This is a genomic window from Streptomyces sp. NPDC001890 (genome assembly GCF_042891445.1).
Taxonomy (GTDB): Bacteria; Actinomycetota; Actinomycetes; order Streptomycetales; family Streptomycetaceae; genus Streptomyces.
The window spans coordinates 111,687-129,256 of record NZ_JBIATE010000005.1; the positions used below are offsets into that span (position 1 = coordinate 111,687).

Consider the following 17,570-nt stretch of genomic DNA (forward strand, 5'->3'; position numbering starts at 1 on the left):
TAAACAGATGCTCCTGCGAACGGTCAAGGGGCAATCGCACCCCGGGAGGTTGTTGTGGCGCGCCCCACCATGGCTCAGGACATAGAGCGCAGGCTCAAGGAACTGATCCTGGAACGCAGGCTCGCCCCCGGCGACGCGCTGCCCACCGAGAGCGAGCTGATGGAGCTCTTCGGGGCCGGCCGGGTGTCGGTGCGCGAGGCCCTCAAGGCGCTCCAGGCCGTCAATGTCGTGGAGATCCGCCGGGGCTTCGGCACCTTCGTCGGCTCGCTCTCCCTGTCACCCTTCGCCGAGGGGCTCGCCTTCCGGGCCGCCGTCCGCCACCGGCAGGGGGAGCCGGGCCTCTTCGAGCTGATGAAGGTACGGGAGGCGCTGGAGGCCGGGCTGGTCGGCGCCGTCACGGCCGAGATCCCCGACGAGGACCTCGATGTGCTGCGCGGTCTCGTCGCGAAGATGGAGGACGAGGCGCGTGACGGCGGCCGGGTGGCGCGCTCCACCGACCGCGCCTTCCACCTCGCGCTCTACGCCTCCCTCGACAACCACCTGCTCAGCGAGGTGCTCGACGCGTTCTGGGCGGCCATGGACCGGGTGCGCGAGGATCTCGACGACGGCCATCAGGACCCGGTCGCCACCTGCGCCCAGCATCGCGAGATCGTCGCGGCGGTCGCGGCGGCCGACGGTGAACGCGCGGCTCGCGCCATGCGCACCCACTTCGACGGCATCCGCACCCGCCTGGAGCCGCCACCGGTCCGGTAGCCGGGCGCGTCTGTCCGGCCACCGGCGCGATGGCGGGGTCTCACCGCCCCGGCGTCGCCCCGGTGATCGCGGTGACGGCCATCCGCACCGCCCGGTCCGTCACCGCCGCGGGGTCGTCACCGTTCTCGATCGCCGTCGTCGCCGCGTTGACGATTCCCTGGAGCAGCAGCGCCGTGCGCCGCGGGTCCTCCTCGCCCAGCTCGGTCAGCGCGCCGATCAGCGGGGTGAGCAGCTCCCGGTGCGCCCGCCCCGCGCTCTCCCGCACCACTGCCGCGTCCCGGACACCGGCCAGCGCCTGGGCGATCCGGTGCTCCCCGCCGCGCACCAGCTCCAGCTGGGACGACACATAGGCGGCGATCTTCTCCTCGGGCGTGCCGGCCGCCGACATGCCCGCCCGGATGGCGTCCGTCCAGCGGGGCATCGCGTCCTCGACGACCGCGGCGAGCAGTTCGGGCCGGCCGGGGAAGTACTTGTACAGGCTGTTGCGGGCCAGGCCCGTCGCCCTGGCGACCGCGGTGAAGGTCACGGCCTCGGCGTCGCCGCCCTCCAGCAGTTCGCGCGCCGCCCGCACCAGGGCCAGCCGCTGCTGGGCGTGGTGCTCCGCGACGGTGGCGGCATTGATCCTGGGCACCGGCCCAGTCTAGAAGCCCCGGCACACTCCCGACCCCCACTTGGCGACACCACGTCCCCATCATCTATCTTGGCGACACACCGTCCCTAACATCGATCCATCGAAGGGAACCGCCGTGTTCCTCGCACTGCTGGAGCTGCGCGCCGCCCGAGGGCGCTTCCTGCTCATGGGGTCCGTCGTGGTGCTCGTCGCCGCACTCGTCGGCATCGTCTCCGGCTTCACCACCGGCCTCGGAGACGACACCATCTCCGCGCTGCGCCGCCTCCCGGCCGCGCAGCTGGTCTTCTCCTCGGACGCCCGTTCCGACCAGTTCGCCCGCAGCCTCCTCGACGAGGAGACCGCCGCCGCCTGGCGGGCGGACGCGGACACCGAGACGACCCCGCTGGGCGTCTCCATCACCCGCGGCACGACGAACCGCGGCGCCGAGGTCGACCTCGCCGCCTTCGGCGTCGAGCCCGGCTCCTTCCTCGCCCCCTCGGTCACCGAGGGCAAGAACCTCGCCGACGCGGCGGCGGACAGCATCGTGATGTCCGCCAAGCTCGCCGACGACGGCGTACGCGTCGGCGACACCCTGGTCATCGACCGGCTCGGCATCAAGCTGCGCGTCATCGGACAGACCGAGCGCTCCAGCTACGGCCATGTGCCCGTCGCCTACGTCCCGCTGAAGACCTGGCAGCGCATCCGCTTCAGCACCCCCGGCGCCCCCGCCTCCGCGACCGCCGCCATCCCCGACCAGTTCAGCGCCCTGGCCCTGCGCACCCCGCCGGCCAAAACCTCCGCCGCCACCCTCGACAAGCGGCACTCCACCACCACCCTCACCAAGGAGAAGGCGTACGAGGCGGCTCCCGGCTACACCGGCGAGCGCGTCACCATGACCTCGATCCAGGTCTTCCTCTACTTGATCGCGCCGCTCGTGGTCGGCGCCTTCTTCGCCGTCTGGACCGTGCAGCGGCAGCCCGAGCTCGCCCTGCTGCGGGCCATGGGCGCCTCCCGCCGCCGGCTGCTCGCCCACACCGTGCTCCAGGCGGCCCTGGTCGTCGTCCTCGGCACCGTGGCGGGCGCCGTGCTCGCCGGAGCGGTCGGGCTGCTGGTCGGCGAACAGGTGCCGTTCAGCCTGCCCGCCACCACCCTCGCCGCCACCATGTGCACCGTCGCGGCCGTCGGCCTCGCGGGCACCGCCCTGACCCTGCGCCGGGTCACCCAAGCCGACCCGCTGACCATGCTGGGAGCCAACCGATGAGCCTCGAACTGAACGGCGTCACCGTCGAGTTCGGCCGGGCCGACGCCCGTACCACCGTCTTCGACGGCCTCGACGTCACCTTCGAATCCGGCCGCATGACGGCCCTCGTCGGCCCGTCGGGCTCCGGCAAGTCCACACTGCTCGCCGTCGCGGGCGCGCTGCTGCGGCCCACCGCCGGGCAGGTCCTGCTGGACGGCGAGGACCTCGCCGCGCTCTCCGACGCCCGGCGTGCCGAGGCGCGTCGCGAACGGATCGGCTACATGTTCCAGAGCGGCAATCTGCTCTCCGGACTGACCGCCGTGGACCAGCTGCTCGCAGCCGTCTACATCAGTGCCGGGCGCCCCCGCGCGCACCGCTCCCGCGCCGCCGAGGCCCTGACCCGGGTGGGTCTCGGCCACCGCCTGCGCCACCGCCCCGAGCAGCTCTCCGGCGGCGAACGCCAGCGCGTCGCCCTGGCCCGTGCGCTCTTCCTCTCCCCGAAGCTGCTGCTGATCGACGAACCGACGGCGGCCGTCGACCGCTCGCAGGCAGGCGAACTGGCCGCGCTCCTCGCCGAACGCACCCGTCAGGACGACTGCGTCACGGTCGTCGCCACGCACGACCCGGCCGTGGCGGAGGCCGCAGACCGGGTCGTGGACATGGCCGCGCTGACCGCCGAAGCGGCCCTGTCCGCACCGGCCGGCCGCTGACCCCGCCCCTTACTGCTGCCGCTGGACGCTGCCGTACAAGTAGCTGTCGTCACCGTCCAGCGCGGCACGGCTCAGCGCCTCCACCTCGGCGGGCCCCAGCGCCGGCCAGTCCGGCGCGTTCTCGACGAACACGCGCCCCAGCCTGCGGCCGAGGCCGACCAGGCGGACCCCCTCGGCGGAACGCTCGTCCGCGTACCGGTGCAGGGCCTCGGCCGCCGAGGCGGAGGCGCGCAGCGACCGTTCCAGGCACAGCGCGTCCTGGAGCGCCTTGACCGCCCCGCTCGCGGTGTGCGGCCGGGTCACGCTCGCCGCGTCGCCGGCCAGCAGGAAGGGGGGTTCCGCCGCCCGGGACACCACGAAGTCGGCCACCGGGTGGAGCGCCTGGGCGCTGTGTTCGCCCCGGGCGACGATGTCGGCCCACTCGGCGGGGAAGTGCTCCTCGGCGATGTGCCGCACGTACGCGGCGGAGACCGGGACGTCCGACGCGGGGCCGGTGGCCGCGCCGGCGGCCGGGGGAGGGGCGTAGACCGCGTACGCCAGCAGCCGCGAACCCGCGGTCGCCCCGGGGATCAGATAGAAGACACCGTGCCCGCCGGGGAATCCCACGGTGACCCAGGCGGACTCCAGCAGTTCCAGCTGCTTCGGATGGTCGCGCAGCGCGCTCGACGGGATCGTGCCCCGCCAGACCAGATACCCGGCGGGCACCGGCCGCACCTCGGGTGCGAGCAGCTCGCGGGTGACGGAACGGTGCCCGTCCGCTCCGACGACGACGTCGTACTCCCGCTCGCCGTCCGCGGTACGGATCACGGCGCCGCCCGAGGCCGTGCGCCCGACGGAGGCGACGGGGTGCCCGCGGTGGTAGGCACCGCCGCCGGCGTTGGCGCGCAGCGCCCGCCACAGCAGACCCCAGTTGCACGGTGCCACCGGGGCCTGCTGCCGGGCCAGTTCACGTGCCGGCCGCCGCCGCCCCGGTGCCCGTGCCAGCCAGACCCGGGTGGCGACCGGGGTGGTCGGCATGTCCGCGCCCAGATACCCGCCCGCGACCAGTTCCCGGTGGAGCGGCGGCGGGACGACGATGCCGAAGCCCCGGTCCTGCAGCGCTCCGTCGCTGCGCTCGTGGACGGTGACGTCCGCCCCGGCCCGGGCCCCGGCGATCGCCATCGCGCAGCCGGCGATGCTGCCGCCGACCACCCCGATGCGCAAACCCGTCACTGCCATCGCGCTACCACCTGTTCTGACGCTCCGGGAGGTGCTGGACGCCCTCATCGTCGCACCGGTGCGCGAGGGCGGACCGGGGACGCGCGGCACCTCCCGGAGACCCGGCGCGCTACGGAGTCACGGTCACCGTGGTGCTGCCGGACGCCTGCTTGCCGTTCGCCCGGTACGTGGCGGTGAGCGTGGCACTGCCCGAGGCGCCCGCGGCCACTGTCACCGGGACCTTCACATTGGCCCCCTGGCCCGGGTCGAGTGCCGGGACGACGACCTGACTCGTCGTCCATCCGCCGGGCACCGTGAGATCCATGGTGCCCCGGTCACGGCGCACGTCCATCCGGTTGACCACCCGGACCGTCACCTCGGCGGCGGTGCCCGCCCCGAGCGTCGCGGGTGGGGTGATCGTGATGTCGGCGCAGGTGCCGCCGAGCCACTTCAGGTCGAAGGACGAGTAGGTGATGTGCGTGTAGTCGGCCCGTTCGTAGAGGAGCCCGAGGCGGCCGTCCGCGAGCCGGGTCAGCGTCGAGTAGGCCGCGGCGCCCGGGTCCACGACCTTCCGGATCGGCCAGGTCCTCCCGTTGTCGCAGGACATCTTCACCGTGAGGTTGCGCCGTGCCGAGGCGTCCTCCGTGTTGCTGAACAGCAGCCACGAGGACTGCGGGTCGGACGGTGCGGCATCGGGGGCGTACCGCATCACCGAGGCGTTGTTCGCCGGGTCGGTGAGCTGGGTGTCCTGGACGAACGGGGTGTAGTTGACCCCGCCGTCGGTGGAGTACGCGATCGTCCGGTACGGCTTCGAGCGGTTGTTGAGCATGATCCTGCCGTCGGACAGCTCGACGGTCTTGTTCTCGTCGCCGCCGGGGCCGACCGGATTGCCCATCCTCCACGTCTCGCCGTGGTCGTCGCTGTAGGCGCTCGCCGCGTAGTTGGCGCCGTTGATGCGGACGGCGTACTGCTGGATCAGCCGGCCCTTGTACGGGCCCCGGCGCAGCTGGATGCCCTCGCCGGAGGCGGCGAACATGCCCGCCCAGGCGGGGTTCTTGATCTGCTTGGTGATACGGCGATGGGTCCAGGTCACCCCGTCGTCGTCGGAGTAGCTGTAGTCGGCCTGGAGGATGTTCGGGTCGCTCTCGTCGTTGCCGGTGCCCGAGCCGAAGAAGCCCTGGTTCACCCCGGCCGCGTAGAACAGGAAGATCCGGCCGGTGGTGCGGTCCACGAGCAGGCTCGGATCGCCGTAGCCCTTGGGCGCGGCGTCCGCGCGGACCACCTGCTGCGGCTGCCATGTCACACCGTTGTCCGTGCTGCGGCGCAGCACGACGGAGATGTTGCCCGGCAGGTCGCCGAGGGTGGGGCGGGCGTCGTAGGCGGCGAGCACCGTGCCCTTGACCGAGGTGGTGAGTGCCGGGATGCGGTAGTGGGGCGAGCCCACTCCGTCGACGGTCAGGTCCTGCGAGGTCAGCTGACCGGGGGCGGGGGAGGCGGCGTGGGCGGTGCCGGTCGCGGTGACCACCAGCAGGGCGGCGCTGAGCAGGGCGACGGAGACTTTTCGCTGCATGGACGATCTCTCTTCTCGGAAGGGGGATGTGCTTCTTGGAAGGGGCGGTACTTCTCGCGAGGGGCGCCGCTACGGGACCCGCAGCGAACAGACCCGGCTGCCGGGGTCGAAGACCCGCAAGTCCTTGATCATCTTCAGTGCGAGGCGGTGGTGGCCCCGCTCGTTCGGGTGGAGCCCGTCGTTGAGCAGCGACAGCGGGACCTGGCCGCCGTTGCCGTTCAGCCAGTCGCTGTACTGGTCGACGAACACCACGTTCTGCGCTGCCGCGACCTCGCCCATCACCTGCGCGTACCGGGAAAGTCCCACCCGGCCTGGCCACTTCGCCGGATCGACCGGGTTGGGCGACTGGAGCACCGGCACCGGCGAGCCGGGCAGCGCCCGCACGGAGCCGACCAACGAGACGAGGTTGGCCCGGTACGCCTCGGGGCCGAGGCCGGACGTGGCGATGTCGTTCGTACCTATCATGATCGAGACCACGCGCGGCGAGAAGGCGGTGACCCGCTCCCCGAACGTGGCGACGAGTTCGGCGCTGGTGGCGCCGCTCACGCCGGAATCGATCACGAAGTCACGGTTCTTCGGCTTGCCCAGCTCCCAGCGGACCCGTTCCGTCCAGTGCTCCGGGTAGCTGCGCCAGCCATGGGTGTGCAGGGCGCCATGGGTGATGCTGTCACCGGTGACGACCCAGGTGGCGGGCGTGTCGCTGTTCAGGACCGTGGAGATCCTGCCCAGGTCGGCGAGGTCGGGGCGGGGGCTGTGCGCGACCAGTTCGGCCTCGCCGAGCACCCGGTCCCAGACCGCGGCCCGCTCGATCGTGCCGGTGCAGAACCACTCGCCGCCGGGGTGGTCGCTGTCGAGATTGCGGCCGAGAGCGAGCGCGCCCAGCCCGGAGACATCGGCGAAGAAGGAGTGCCGCGCCGTCTCGAAGACGGTGCGTCCGCCGACGTGGAGCCGGGTGCCGGAGGAGTCGACGGTGACGGCGACGGTATGGCGCAGCCCGTCGTCATACCGTGTCCTGGTCATGACATTGATGAGCACCGCACCCTTCTCACGCACGGAGAACTGAAGGGCGCCGCCGCTCAGGTTCAGCGTGATGTTGGAGGAGGGCTCGGTCGGGTCGGAGGCGCTGAGCAGGGTCATCGCCTCGTTGTGGCTGGTGGTGCGGAAGGTGACGAGAACGGTCCCGGCGGTGAGCGGGGCGAGTTCGCCGACCCGATTCGACAGGTCGACGTACTCGCTGCCGTCCAGGTCCACGGGGGTGTCGTGGTCCAGGAGCGGATCGCCGCCCGGAGCGGCGGCGAAGGCTCGGCCGCCGAACCGGGTGCCCAGGGCTGCCGCGCCGGCGGCGAGAAGCATGGATCGTCTGCGCACGGAAGGTGCCTCCGGTCAGGAGTGGCCGGCCCGCCCCGACGGCGGGCCTGCGAACAGGGAACGCACCCAGGCCAGTTGCTCCCGCTGGTGGTACGCCGTGCCGCCCTCGTGCCCGTTGAACTCGTAGACGCGTACGTCCTTGGGCCCCGCGTAGTGGTTGTACGCGGTGAAGCAGGTGGAGGGCGGACAGATCTCGTCCATCATCGCGATCGAGAACAGCGCGGGAGCGGTGGCGCGGGTGGCGAGCAGCGCCGCATCGAAGTACGACAGGGTGGTGAACGCCGCCCCGGTGCGGTCGCGGTGGAGCTTCAGGTACTCGGCGATCTCGGTGAACGGCGGCCGGCCCGAAATCTCCGCGCCGCGCCGGAAGTTGCAGAGGAACGGCACGTCGGGCATCACCCCGGCCAGCCCCGGCACCAGCCCCGACACCGCCAGCGAGATCCCGCCGCCCTGGCTGACCCCGGTCACGACGATCCGGTCCGGATCGACCGCGGGGTGCTCGCGCATCGCCTCGACACAGCGCACCGCGTCGGTGAACACCCGCCGGTAGTAGTACGTCCCGGGGCTCTCGATGCCACGGGTGAGGAAGCCGGGTACGGTGCCGGCCGCCCCGGCGTCCGTATCGGCGGTGGAGCCGCCCGCGGCCGACCAGCCCTGACCGCGGGTGTCCATGATCAGGTGCGCGTGCCCGGCGGACGCCCAGAGCGTGTTCTCGTGCGGGAGGCCCCGCCCACGTCCGTAACCGAGGAACTCGACCACGCAGCCGAGGGGTTCGGCGGCCCCGGCCGGCAGGTGCAGCCAGCCGTGGACCGGGCGTCCGGCGAATCCGGGCAATGTCACATCGTACGTATCGATCCGGGTGAGCCCGGTGTCCACGGGTGCGAACACCGGCTCCGGCACCGGACCATCGGCGGCGGGCGCCTCGCTCAGGGTGCTCGACCAGAAGGCGTCGAAGCCCTCCGGAACGGGCAGTTCGGGCCGGTATGCGCGGCAGTCCGCGAGCGAGAGGTCCGTCAACGGCATGGAGGTGCCCTCCTGGGATGCGCCGGGGTGTGAACGCCGGACATCGAGACAGAAGACGTCAGACGTCCTGGCGGCACACGGACCCTAGGCAGCCTTCGCGGCGGCCGTCAAGGGCCCGGCCGGCGGATCGCGGGCCGGGGCCGGTGGCCCCGATCCGCCGGGGCGGCGCCTCAGTCCAGGGCGCTGTCGCGGGCGCGGGCCTCGGAGATCCGGCGCCTGACCGGGGCGTAGTGCTCGCCCAGCGCCTTCATGAAGCCGGCGATGTCCCCGGCCCGCGCGGCGTCCACGATGTTCTGGTGGGCCGCGATCGTCGCCATCTCGTCGGCATGCGTGAACCCGTCGAGGTGCGGCGCGACGATCGAGTACACGTCCCAGAAGGCCATCGAGAGCTGGCCGATCAGCTCGTTGCCGAGCGGGGCCACCAGTAGCGCGTGGAACGCCCGGTCCGCCTCCACGAAGCCGTGCCCGTCCTGGGCGCCGGTCCTGCGCATCGTGGTGACCAGTCCGTCCAGCCGGTCGAGCTGTTCCTCGTTGAGCAGTGAGACGATCCGGTCGGCCATCCCGCGCTCGAAGAGCTCGCGTACGTCGACGAGGTCGGCCATCACCTGGAAATCGTCGTCGGGGGAGAGCAGTCCGCGGAAGGTCAGGCTCTCCACCAGGGCCGACAGGCTCAGCCTGCCCACGTACGTGCCGTGCCCGTGCCGCACCTCCACGATGTCCAGCGCGGCGAGGATCTTGACCGCCTCGCGGACGCTGGAGCGGCTGGCGCCGAGCGCCTCGCAGAGGGCGGGCTCGGTGGGCAGCGGGTCCCCGGGGCGGAGGCGCTCTTCGAGGATGTAGCGCTTGATGCCCTCGACCACTTCCTGTCGCAGCAGCTGCCGGCCGGGCTTCGCACCGGACATATGTGAACTCCCCACCTCTTGACCCCTCTCGATTGTCCAGCTACGTTCCCACGCTATCAAGGCATCAGACATCTGACGTCCGATGCCCGGGGTTCCTGATCCCTCGTGATCCTGCGTCCCACCACCCGCTTCCCTGCCAGATCTCCCCCTCACGTTCCACCTTCGACGTCCCTGGAGGACCCGTGCCCGAGCTGAGACCAGCCGGTGTCGAGCGCCGCACCTTCCTGCGATACACCGGTGCCGTCGGTGCCGCAGCCGCCATCACGGCGAGCCTTTCCGCCTGCGGCGGCCCGTCGTCGACCGCCGACGGCACGGCGGACAAGGGCAGCGGCAGCGGCCTGATCGAGGCCGGTCTCTCGTACCCCCTGTCGACCGGTTTCGACCCGATGATCACCTCGGGCGCCACTCCGTACGCCGCCAATATGCACATCTTCGAGGGCCTCGTGGATCTCGATCCGGCAACACTCGTGGCCCGTCCCGCACTCGCCACCGAGCTGCCGAAGAAGATCAACGCCACTACCTACCGGGCCACGCTTCGGGAGGGCGCGACCTTCCACGACGGATCACCGGTCACCGCCGACGACGTGGTGTTCAGTTTCGAACGCATCCTGGACCCGAAGAACGCCTCGCTCATGGCGCAGTTCGTGCCCTTCATCGACACGGTGAAGGCCGTCGACGCCGGCACGGTCGAGTTCAAGCTGAAGTACCCCTTCGCGCTCTTCCCCTCCCGTATCGCCGTGGCCCGGATCGTCCCGAAGAAGATCGTCGAACCGGACCCCAAGGCGTTCGACGCCAAGCCGGTCGGCTCGGGGCCGTACAAGTTCATCGAGGCGACCCGCGAGGACAAGATCGTCTTCGAGGCGTACGACAAGTACAACGGCCCCCACCCGGCCAAGGCCAAGAAGATGGTCTGGCGGCTGATGTCGGACCAGTCGGCACGCGTCAGCGCCATGGAGTCGGGCCGGGTCCAGGCCATCGAGGACGTGCCCTACATCGACGTCAAGCGGCTCGCGGGCTCCTCGAAGACCGAGTCCGTCCAGTCCTTCGGCCTGCTCTTCCTGATGTTCAACACCGCCGACAAGCGGTTCGCGGACAAGCGCGTGCGCCAGGCGCTGCACTACGCACTGGACACCGAGAAGATCATCTCGACGGCGATGGTGGGCAACGCGGCGGCCGCCACCGGATACGTCCCCGCCACCCACCCCGACTACCACAAGGCCGCCACGGTCTACACCCACGACGTGGCGAAGGCCAAACAGCTGCTCGCCGACGCGGGCGTCAAGAACCTCTCCTTCACCGTCCTGACCACCGACACCGGCTGGGTCAAGGACATCGCCCCGCTGCTGAAGGAGAGCTGGGAGGCGGCCGGCGTCAAGGTCACCCTGGACATCGCCCAGTCCCCGGCCCAGTACGCCAAGATCGACAAGGGTGCCTTCGAGGTGCTGGTCGCCCCGGGCGACCCGTCCGTCTTCGGCAACGACGCCGACCTCCTGCTGCGCTGGTTCTACTACGGCTTCTGGCCCGAGAGCCGTTACGGCTGGGGCAGGTCCGCGGCGTACAAGAAGGTCAGGCAGACCCTCGACAAGGCCGCCCAGGCCGCCGACGAGGCCAAGCGCAAGGAACTGTGGGGCGAGGTCACCGACCTGGTCGCCGACGAGGCCGCGCTCTACCCGATTCTCCACCGCAAGCTGCCCACGGCCTGGAACGAGAAGGCGCTGCCCGGCTTCAAGCCGCTGCCCACCACAGGCCTCTCCTTCCTGGACGTCAGCCGCGCCTGACCGAAGCGCACCGGTCACCTGTGACATGTCACCGCACCGCACCGCACCGCGGCGCATCGCACCGCGGCGCCACTGCACCACGCACCGCCGCCGTGCCACCCGCACCACCCGACCACGGACGGTGCGCCGGCGACATGTCACAGGTGACCGACGGCCCGGTCCGACGGCCCGGTCCGACGGCCCGGTCCGACAGCCCGGTTCGACAGCCCGGTCCGGCACCCCGCCCCCCGGTGCCAGGGCCACCAGACCGCCCAATCGCAAGGAACCCGACGATGGTTGCTTTTCTCCGGCTCGCGCTGCGTCGCGTCGCGATGATGCCGGTGATGATCCTCGGCATCGCGCTGCTCGTCTTCGTGGTGCTCCAGTTCTCGCCGGCCGACCCGGCCTTCAATGCGCTCGGGGAGAGCGCCACCCCCGAGGCCCGAGCGGCCTTCGCCGAGGCCAACGGCCTCAACGACCCCCTCCCGGTCAGGTACTTCCACTTCCTCGGCCAACTGCTCCACCTCGACCTCGGGATGACCGTCCCGCCGAGCCAGCCCGTGGCCGACCGGATCACGGCCGCCTTCCCGCTCACCCTCCAGCTGACCCTGCTCGGCCTGCTCCTCGCGGTCGTGCTGGCCGTGCTGTTCGGAGTGACCGGCGCGATGTACCGGGACCGCTGGCCCGACCAGCTGTTCCGGGTCGTCTCCATGGCCGGGGTCGCCATCCCGTCCTTCTGGCTCGGGGTGCTCCTCATCCAGCAGTTCGCACTGAACACCCGGATCTTCCCGACCGGCGGCTACACCAACCCGGCCGACTCCTTCAGCGGCTGGCTCACCACCATGGCCCTGCCCGCGATCTCGCTCGCGCTCCCGGTCTCCGCGTCCCTCGCCCGGCTCGTACGGACCTCGATGGTCGCCGAACTCGACCGCGACTACGTACGCACCGCCCGGGGCAACGGCCTCCCGCCGCTGCTGGTGATCCGCTCGGTGCTGCGCAACGCGCTCGTCACCCCGCTGACCGTGCTCGGCATCAAGGTCGGCTACATGCTCAGCGGCGCCGTCGTCATCGAAGCGATCTTCGACCTGCCCGGCATGGGCAAACTCATCCTCGAAGGTGTCACCGGCGGCGATGTCGCCCTGGTCCAGGGCACCGTACTGACCATCGCCATCGCGTTCCTGGTGGTCAACGTCATCGTCGACCTGCTCTATCTGCTGGTCAACCCGCGCATCAGGACGGTGTGACATGTTCGCCACCGGCCGTCTGGCCAACAAACTGTCCCGACCGGGCATCGCGTTCCGCTCCCTCCCGGTCACCTCCCGCGTCGCCCTCGGCGTACTGGTCGTCGTCGTACTCGGCGCCGTCCTCGCCCCGCTGTTCACCCAGGACCCGCTGACCACCGGCACCCCGGTGCAGGCACCGAGCGGCGCCCACTGGTTCGGCACCGACCGGGCCGGCCGCGACGTCTTCGCCCGGGTCGTGCACGGCTCCCGCTACTCACTGGTCATCGGCCTCGGCGCGACCGCCGTGGCGCTGATCGCCGGCGCGCTGCTCGGCTCGGTCGCCGCCACCTCCCGCAAGCTCGGCGACGAGTCCGTGATGCGGACCCTCGACGTCGTGATGTCGTTCCCGCCGATCGCGCTGGCCGCCGTCCTCGTCGCGGTCTTCGGCACCAGCGTCCCGGTGATCATCTTCACCATCGCCTTCGTCTACACACCGTCGCTGGCCCGCGTGGTCCGCGCCAACGTGCTCTCCCAGTACGGCGAGGACTACGTGGCCGCCGAGAAGGTCATCGGCGCCCGGCGCGGCTACATCGTGCTCCGCCACGTCGCCGTCAACTGCATGGCCCCGGTCATGGTGTTCGCCACCGTCATGGTCGCCGAGGCGATCATCTTCGAGGCCAGTCTCTCCTTCATCGGCGCCGGTGTGCAGGACCCCGACCCCAGCTGGGGCAGCGTCCTGGCCTACGGGCGGCAGATCCTCCTCGCCGGCGGCTGGTGGGCCACCTTCTTCCCCGGACTCGCCCTGCTCGTCACCGTCCTCGCCCTCAACATCCTCTCCGAGGGCCTCACCGACGCCTCCGCCGCGCCCAGGAGCGCCAAGGCCGTCGTCGACCCCACCGCGGCCACCGCCCCCGACCCGGTCGAGACCGCCTCCACCGTGGACGTCGACGCCGCCCTCGCCAGGCTCGCCGACCGCGTCGACTCCACCGAGCCGGCCATCACCCCGGTAACAGACGACGCCGCCGAACTGCTCGTCGTACGGGACCTGTCGATCCGCTTCCCCGACCGCTACGGGCAGATCCCCGTCGTCGACTCGCTGGACTTCACCGTCCACGAGGGCGAGACGCTCGGCCTGGTCGGCGAGTCCGGCTGCGGCAAGTCCATCACCAGCCTCGCCGTCATGGGCCTGCTCGCCCGCAACGCCGAGGTCCGCGGCGAGATCCTCTACCGGGGCCGGAACCTGCTGGAGCTGCCGCCGAAGGAACGCCGCGCCCTGATGGGCCCGGAGATCGCGATGGTCTACCAGGACGCGCTCTCCTCCCTCAACCCCTCCGTCCTCGTCGGCACCCAGCTGAAGCAGCTCACCTCGCGCGGCGGTACGAAGACCCCGGCCGAACTTCTCGAACTCGTCGGTCTCGCACCCGAACGCACCCTGCGCAGCTACCCCCACGAGCTCTCCGGCGGCCAGCGCCAGCGCGTCCTGATCGCCATGGCGCTCTCCCGTGACCCCCGCCTGCTCATCGCCGACGAACCGACCACCGCCCTCGACGTCACCGTCCAGGCCCAGGTCGTCGAACTCCTCGTGAAACTGCGCGACGAACTCGGCTTCGCCATGGTCCTCGTCTCGCACGACCTCGCCCTCGTCGGCGACCTCTCGCACCGCGTCGCCGTGATGTACGCGGGCCGCCTGGCCGAGATCGGCGCCACCCGCTCCGTACTCACCGGCCCCACCCACCACTACAGCCGCGGTCTGCTCGGCTCGGTCGTCTCCCTGGAGGCCGGCGCCGACCGGCTGCACCAGATCCGCGGCATCGTCCCCGCCCCCCAGGGCTTCGGTACCGGCTGCCGCTTCGCCTCGCGCTGCGACGCCGCCACCGACCTGTGCCGTACCACCGCACCCGAACTCACCGCACGCGACGCCGCGCTCGACCACGGCTTCGCCTGTCACCACCCCGCGAAGCCCGCCCAGCTGGAAGGGAGCGCCCTGTGATCAGGATCGACGGCGTCCACGTACGCCACAAGGCACGCAGCGGCGGCCTCTTCCGCCGGGATGCCGTGCACGCCCTCACCGACGCCACCCTGGAGGTCGAGCGCGGCGAGATAGTCGGCCTGGTCGGCGAGTCCGGCTGCGGCAAGTCCACCCTGGCCCGGGTACTGACCGGACTGCAGAAGCCCACCGAGGGCCAGGTCACCTTCCACGGCCGGGACCTGTGGACGATGTCCGCGGCGCAGCGCCGCGACGACTTCGGCTCCGCCGTCGGCGTCGTCTTCCAGGACCCGTCCACCGCCCTCAACCCCCGGCTCACGGTCCGTCAGATCCTCCGCGACCCGCTCGACGTGCACAAACGGGGCACCCGCGAGGCACGCGAGGCACGCGTCGAGGAGCTCCTCGACCTGGTCGGCCTGCCCGGCCACACCCTCGCCGCGCTCCCCGGACAGCTCTCCGGCGGCCAGCGCCAGCGCGTCGCCATCGCCCGCGCCCTGGCCCTCGAACCGGAACTGATCGTCGCCGACGAACCGACCTCCGCGCTCGACGTCTCCGTCCGCGCCCAGGTCCTCAACCTCCTGGTCGACCTGCGCGAACGCCTCGGGCTCGGCATGGTGTTCATCTCGCACGACATCCAGACGGTGCGCTACCTCGCCGACCGCCTCGCCGTCCTCTACCTCGGCCGGATCGTCGAGGAGGGACGGGCGGCCGATGTGGCGGGCGCGCCCGCGCACCCCTATACCGAGGCACTGCTCTCCGCGACCCCGAGCCTGCTGGAGACCACCGAGCGCATCGTGCTCACCGGCCCCGTCCCCTCGGCCACCAACCCGCCGTCCGGCTGCCCGTTCCGCACCCGCTGCTGGAAGGCCGACGACGCCTGCGCCACGGTCTTTCCCGCCGCGGCCGCCGGCCGGGACGGACACCGCTGGCACTGCGTCCACCCCCAGATCCCCACGTCCCCCGTACCATCCGCAAGGAGCACCGTATGACCGCCCGGAACCCCCGCTGGACCGGCGTGATCCCGCCCGTCGTCACCCCGCTCACCGCGGACGGCGAGATCGACCGCCCCTCCCTGGAACGGGTCGTGGGGCATCTGCTCGACGGCGGCGTCAGCGGCCTGTTCGCCCTCGGCAGCTCCGGCGAGACCGCCTACCTGACGCCCGGCCGGCAGGACGAGGTCATCGAGGTCATCACGTCCGCCTGCGCCGGCCAGGTCCCGGTACTCGTCGGAGCGATCGAGACCACCACCGACCGGGCGATCGAGCGGGCCCGCGCCGCCGAAGCGCTCGGCGCCGACGCCGTCGTCGTCACCGCCCCCTTCTACACGCGCACGCACCCCACCGAGATCGACCGCCACTTCCGCGACATCGCCGCCGCCCTCGACCTGCCGGTCCTGGCGTACGACGTACCGGTCTGCGTACACAGCAAGCTCGACCCCGAGCTGCTGCTGCCGCTTGCCGCGGACGGGGTGCTGGCAGGGGTGAAGGACTCCAGCGGCGACGACGGCTCGTTCCGCCGACTGGCCCTCGGAGCCCGTGAACTCCCGGAGTTCTCCGTGCTCACCGGGCACGAACTGGTGGTCGACGCGATGATGCTGGCGGGAGCGGACGGCTCGGTCCCCGGGCTCGGCAACGTGGACCCGCACGGCTACGTACGTCTGCACGAGGCGGCGGTACGGGGCGACTGGGCCGCGGCCAGGGCCGAACAGGGCCGCCTGGTCGCGCTCTTCGACATCGTCCGCGCGGCCCGTCCCGGCACGGCGTCCGCCACCGCCGCGGGCCTCGGCGCCTTCAAGACGGCACTCATGCTGCGCGGGATCATCGGGACGAACACGATGAGCGCGCCGATGCGCCGCCTGGACGAGGCCGAGACCGCCGAGATCGCGGCCTGCCTCGACCGGGCGGGGCTCAGCAGGGTCTGAGCCCCGCCCGGAACAGTGAGGAGAGCGGTCCGCCGCCACAGCCCCGGCTGCGGCGACGGACCGCTGCTTTCTGGTCCGCTTTTCAGCGGCTGTCCACCGACGGCGCCTGTCAGCCCTTCGCGGCGCGGGTACGGCGGACCAGCAGGGTTCCACCGAGCACCATGGCCGCGGCGGCCCCACCGGCCATGGCCAGGTCGGCATCGGCACCGGTGTGCGCCAGCTGCCCGACGGTGCCCCTGGGTTCGACACCGGGCCGCGGTTCACCACCGCGAGGCGTGACCGGGGGCGTGGCCACGGGAGGCGTCGAGGGAGGCGTGACCACCGGGGGCGTCACGGGGGGTGTGACCACCGGGGGCGTGACCGGCGGCGTGACCACCGGAGGAGTGACCGGCGGCGTGACCACCGGCGGCTCGACAGGCGGCTCTACGGGCGGCTCTACGGGCGGTTCGACAGGCGGCTCGACCACGGGCGGCTCGACCACCGGCGGTTCGACGGGCGGCCCGTCCACGTTCGCGCAGGTGTTCCCGGCAGCCGGGTTCAGCGCACCGACGACATCCACGGTGTTGCCGCAGGCATTGACCGGCACGTCCACCGGAGCCTGGATGTTGTTGCCGGACAGCACCCCGGGGGAGCCGACCGCGCCGCCCTCGGCGCTCGCGCCCCGGCCTCCGGCACCGGAACCGCCGGCGTTCACGCACGTGTTGCCGAACGCGGGATTCAGCAGGCCGATCACATTCACCGTGTTGCCGCACGCATTGACCGGCACATGTACCGGTACCTGCACGTTGTTGCCCGAGCCGACGCCGGGCGAACCGACGGCCGCGCCGTCGGCGGAGGCATCCGCGAACGCGTATCCACCAGCGGCGGTCAGGATCCCTGACGCCGCCGCCATCACCAGCACGCTCTTACTCAAGGCTTTTCGCATTGACTGCCCCTTCTTAGGACATCCCGTGCGAGCGGAAGGCTCGCAGTTCCTTCATCAGGCCGGTGCGGAGGCCGCCGGTAGGACGATCCGGCGGTGCCCGCGCGTGACTCGGCAAGCGGCGGTTACGGAAAGCACGGAGAACATGAAGGCATGCGCTTCATGTGAGGCATCCGTGCCTCTGCCGGTCAAGCGCCCGAACCTGCTCGCATGTGTCACTCATAACGAGGAGGAATTGTTGAGGAAACTCGGTAGGTCGTGGAAATTTTGTGATCACACGAATGGAGTACACGTACCGGCCGGTCCGGGCTCGGCGGGCATGCGCGGAGTTCGGGCGATCGGGCAGGAAAGGGCTGTTGGGAGCCACAAGGTACCCGGTCGGACCGC

The 17,570-nt window shown here is 71.5% G+C and carries 15 protein-coding genes; 8 read left to right on the forward strand and 7 right to left on the reverse strand.

The window, feature by feature from the left end:
- Positions 1-54 precede the first annotated feature (54 nt).
- Positions 55-753 (forward strand): FadR/GntR family transcriptional regulator, encoded by a 699-nt coding sequence (locus ACFYY1_RS16980; RefSeq protein ID WP_388585744.1) that lies wholly within the window; start codon positions 55-57, stop codon positions 751-753.
- 40 nt (positions 754-793) lie between these two features.
- On the opposite strand, the gene ACFYY1_RS16985 is transcribed toward ACFYY1_RS16980, so the two are convergent.
- Positions 794-1,384 (reverse strand): TetR/AcrR family transcriptional regulator, encoded by a 591-nt coding sequence (locus ACFYY1_RS16985; RefSeq protein WP_388585746.1) that lies wholly within the window; start codon positions 1,382-1,384, stop codon positions 794-796.
- Positions 1,385-1,499: 115 nt separating this feature from the next.
- Here ACFYY1_RS16985 and ACFYY1_RS16990 point away from each other — a divergent pair, with 115 nt between their 5' ends.
- Together ACFYY1_RS16990 and ACFYY1_RS16995 are read left to right on the forward strand one after the other, a co-directional pair.
- Positions 1,500-2,624, forward strand: a complete 1,125-nt coding sequence (locus ACFYY1_RS16990) for an ABC transporter permease (RefSeq protein WP_388585747.1) — start codon at positions 1,500-1,502, stop codon at positions 2,622-2,624.
- Positions 2,621-3,313: an ABC transporter ATP-binding protein gene (locus ACFYY1_RS16995; protein ID WP_388585750.1), complete on the forward strand. Its 693-nt coding sequence runs from the start codon at positions 2,621-2,623 to the stop codon at positions 3,311-3,313. The genes ACFYY1_RS16990 and ACFYY1_RS16995 overlap by 4 nt, the downstream gene beginning before the upstream one ends.
- Positions 3,314-3,322: 9 nt before the next feature.
- Here the strand turns inward: ACFYY1_RS16995 and ACFYY1_RS17000 are convergent, their stop codons facing one another.
- From ACFYY1_RS17000 to ACFYY1_RS17020, 5 genes are all read right to left on the reverse strand, one after another.
- On the reverse strand, positions 3,323-4,531 hold the full coding sequence (locus ACFYY1_RS17000) for an FAD-dependent monooxygenase (protein ID WP_388585753.1): 1,209 nt from the start codon (positions 4,529-4,531) through the stop codon (positions 3,323-3,325).
- 109 nt (positions 4,532-4,640) lie between these two features.
- Complete coding sequence (locus ACFYY1_RS17005) at positions 4,641-6,080, reverse strand: exo-alpha-sialidase (protein ID WP_388585755.1); 1,440 nt, start codon at positions 6,078-6,080, stop codon at positions 4,641-4,643.
- Between the two features lie 69 nt (positions 6,081-6,149).
- A complete protein-coding gene (locus ACFYY1_RS17010) occupies positions 6,150-7,448 on the reverse strand; it encodes a GDSL-type esterase/lipase family protein (protein WP_388585756.1) in 1,299 nt (432 codons plus the stop codon).
- A gap of 15 nt (positions 7,449-7,463) precedes the next feature.
- Positions 7,464-8,471, reverse strand: coding sequence for an acetylxylan esterase (locus ACFYY1_RS17015; RefSeq protein WP_388585759.1), 1,008 nt, complete (start codon positions 8,469-8,471; stop codon positions 7,464-7,466).
- 170 nt (positions 8,472-8,641) lie between these two features.
- Positions 8,642-9,373, reverse strand: a complete 732-nt coding sequence (locus tag ACFYY1_RS17020) for a FadR/GntR family transcriptional regulator (protein WP_388585762.1) — start codon at positions 9,371-9,373, stop codon at positions 8,642-8,644.
- A gap of 182 nt (positions 9,374-9,555) precedes the next feature.
- On the opposite strand from ACFYY1_RS17020, the gene ACFYY1_RS17025 reads away from it, so the two are divergent.
- The 5 genes from ACFYY1_RS17025 (at position 9,556) to ACFYY1_RS17045 (ending at position 16,261) form a co-directional block, all read left to right on the forward strand.
- On the forward strand, positions 9,556-11,151 hold the full coding sequence (locus ACFYY1_RS17025) for an ABC transporter substrate-binding protein (protein ID WP_388585765.1): 1,596 nt from the start codon (positions 9,556-9,558) through the stop codon (positions 11,149-11,151).
- 272 nt (positions 11,152-11,423) lie between these two features.
- Entirely contained in the window at positions 11,424-12,374 is a 951-nt protein-coding gene (locus ACFYY1_RS17030; protein ID WP_266728937.1) for an ABC transporter permease, read from the forward strand.
- 1 nt (position 12,375) lies between these two features.
- A complete protein-coding gene (locus ACFYY1_RS17035; RefSeq protein WP_388585768.1) occupies positions 12,376-14,343 on the forward strand; it encodes a dipeptide/oligopeptide/nickel ABC transporter permease/ATP-binding protein in 1,968 nt (655 codons plus the stop codon).
- Complete coding sequence (locus ACFYY1_RS17040; RefSeq protein WP_388585771.1) at positions 14,340-15,329, forward strand: ABC transporter ATP-binding protein; 990 nt, start codon at positions 14,340-14,342, stop codon at positions 15,327-15,329. Before ACFYY1_RS17035 ends, ACFYY1_RS17040 begins: the two co-directional genes overlap by 4 nt.
- Positions 15,326-16,261, forward strand: coding sequence for a dihydrodipicolinate synthase family protein (locus ACFYY1_RS17045; protein ID WP_388585774.1), 936 nt, complete (start codon positions 15,326-15,328; stop codon positions 16,259-16,261). Before ACFYY1_RS17040 ends, ACFYY1_RS17045 begins: the two co-directional genes overlap by 4 nt.
- A 109-nt stretch (positions 16,262-16,370) precedes the next feature.
- Here ACFYY1_RS17045 and ACFYY1_RS17050 read toward each other — a convergent pair whose 3' ends face one another.
- Positions 16,371-17,186: a chaplin gene (locus ACFYY1_RS17050; protein ID WP_388585777.1), complete on the reverse strand. Its 816-nt coding sequence runs from the start codon at positions 17,184-17,186 to the stop codon at positions 16,371-16,373.
- Positions 17,187-17,570 lie beyond the last annotated feature (384 nt).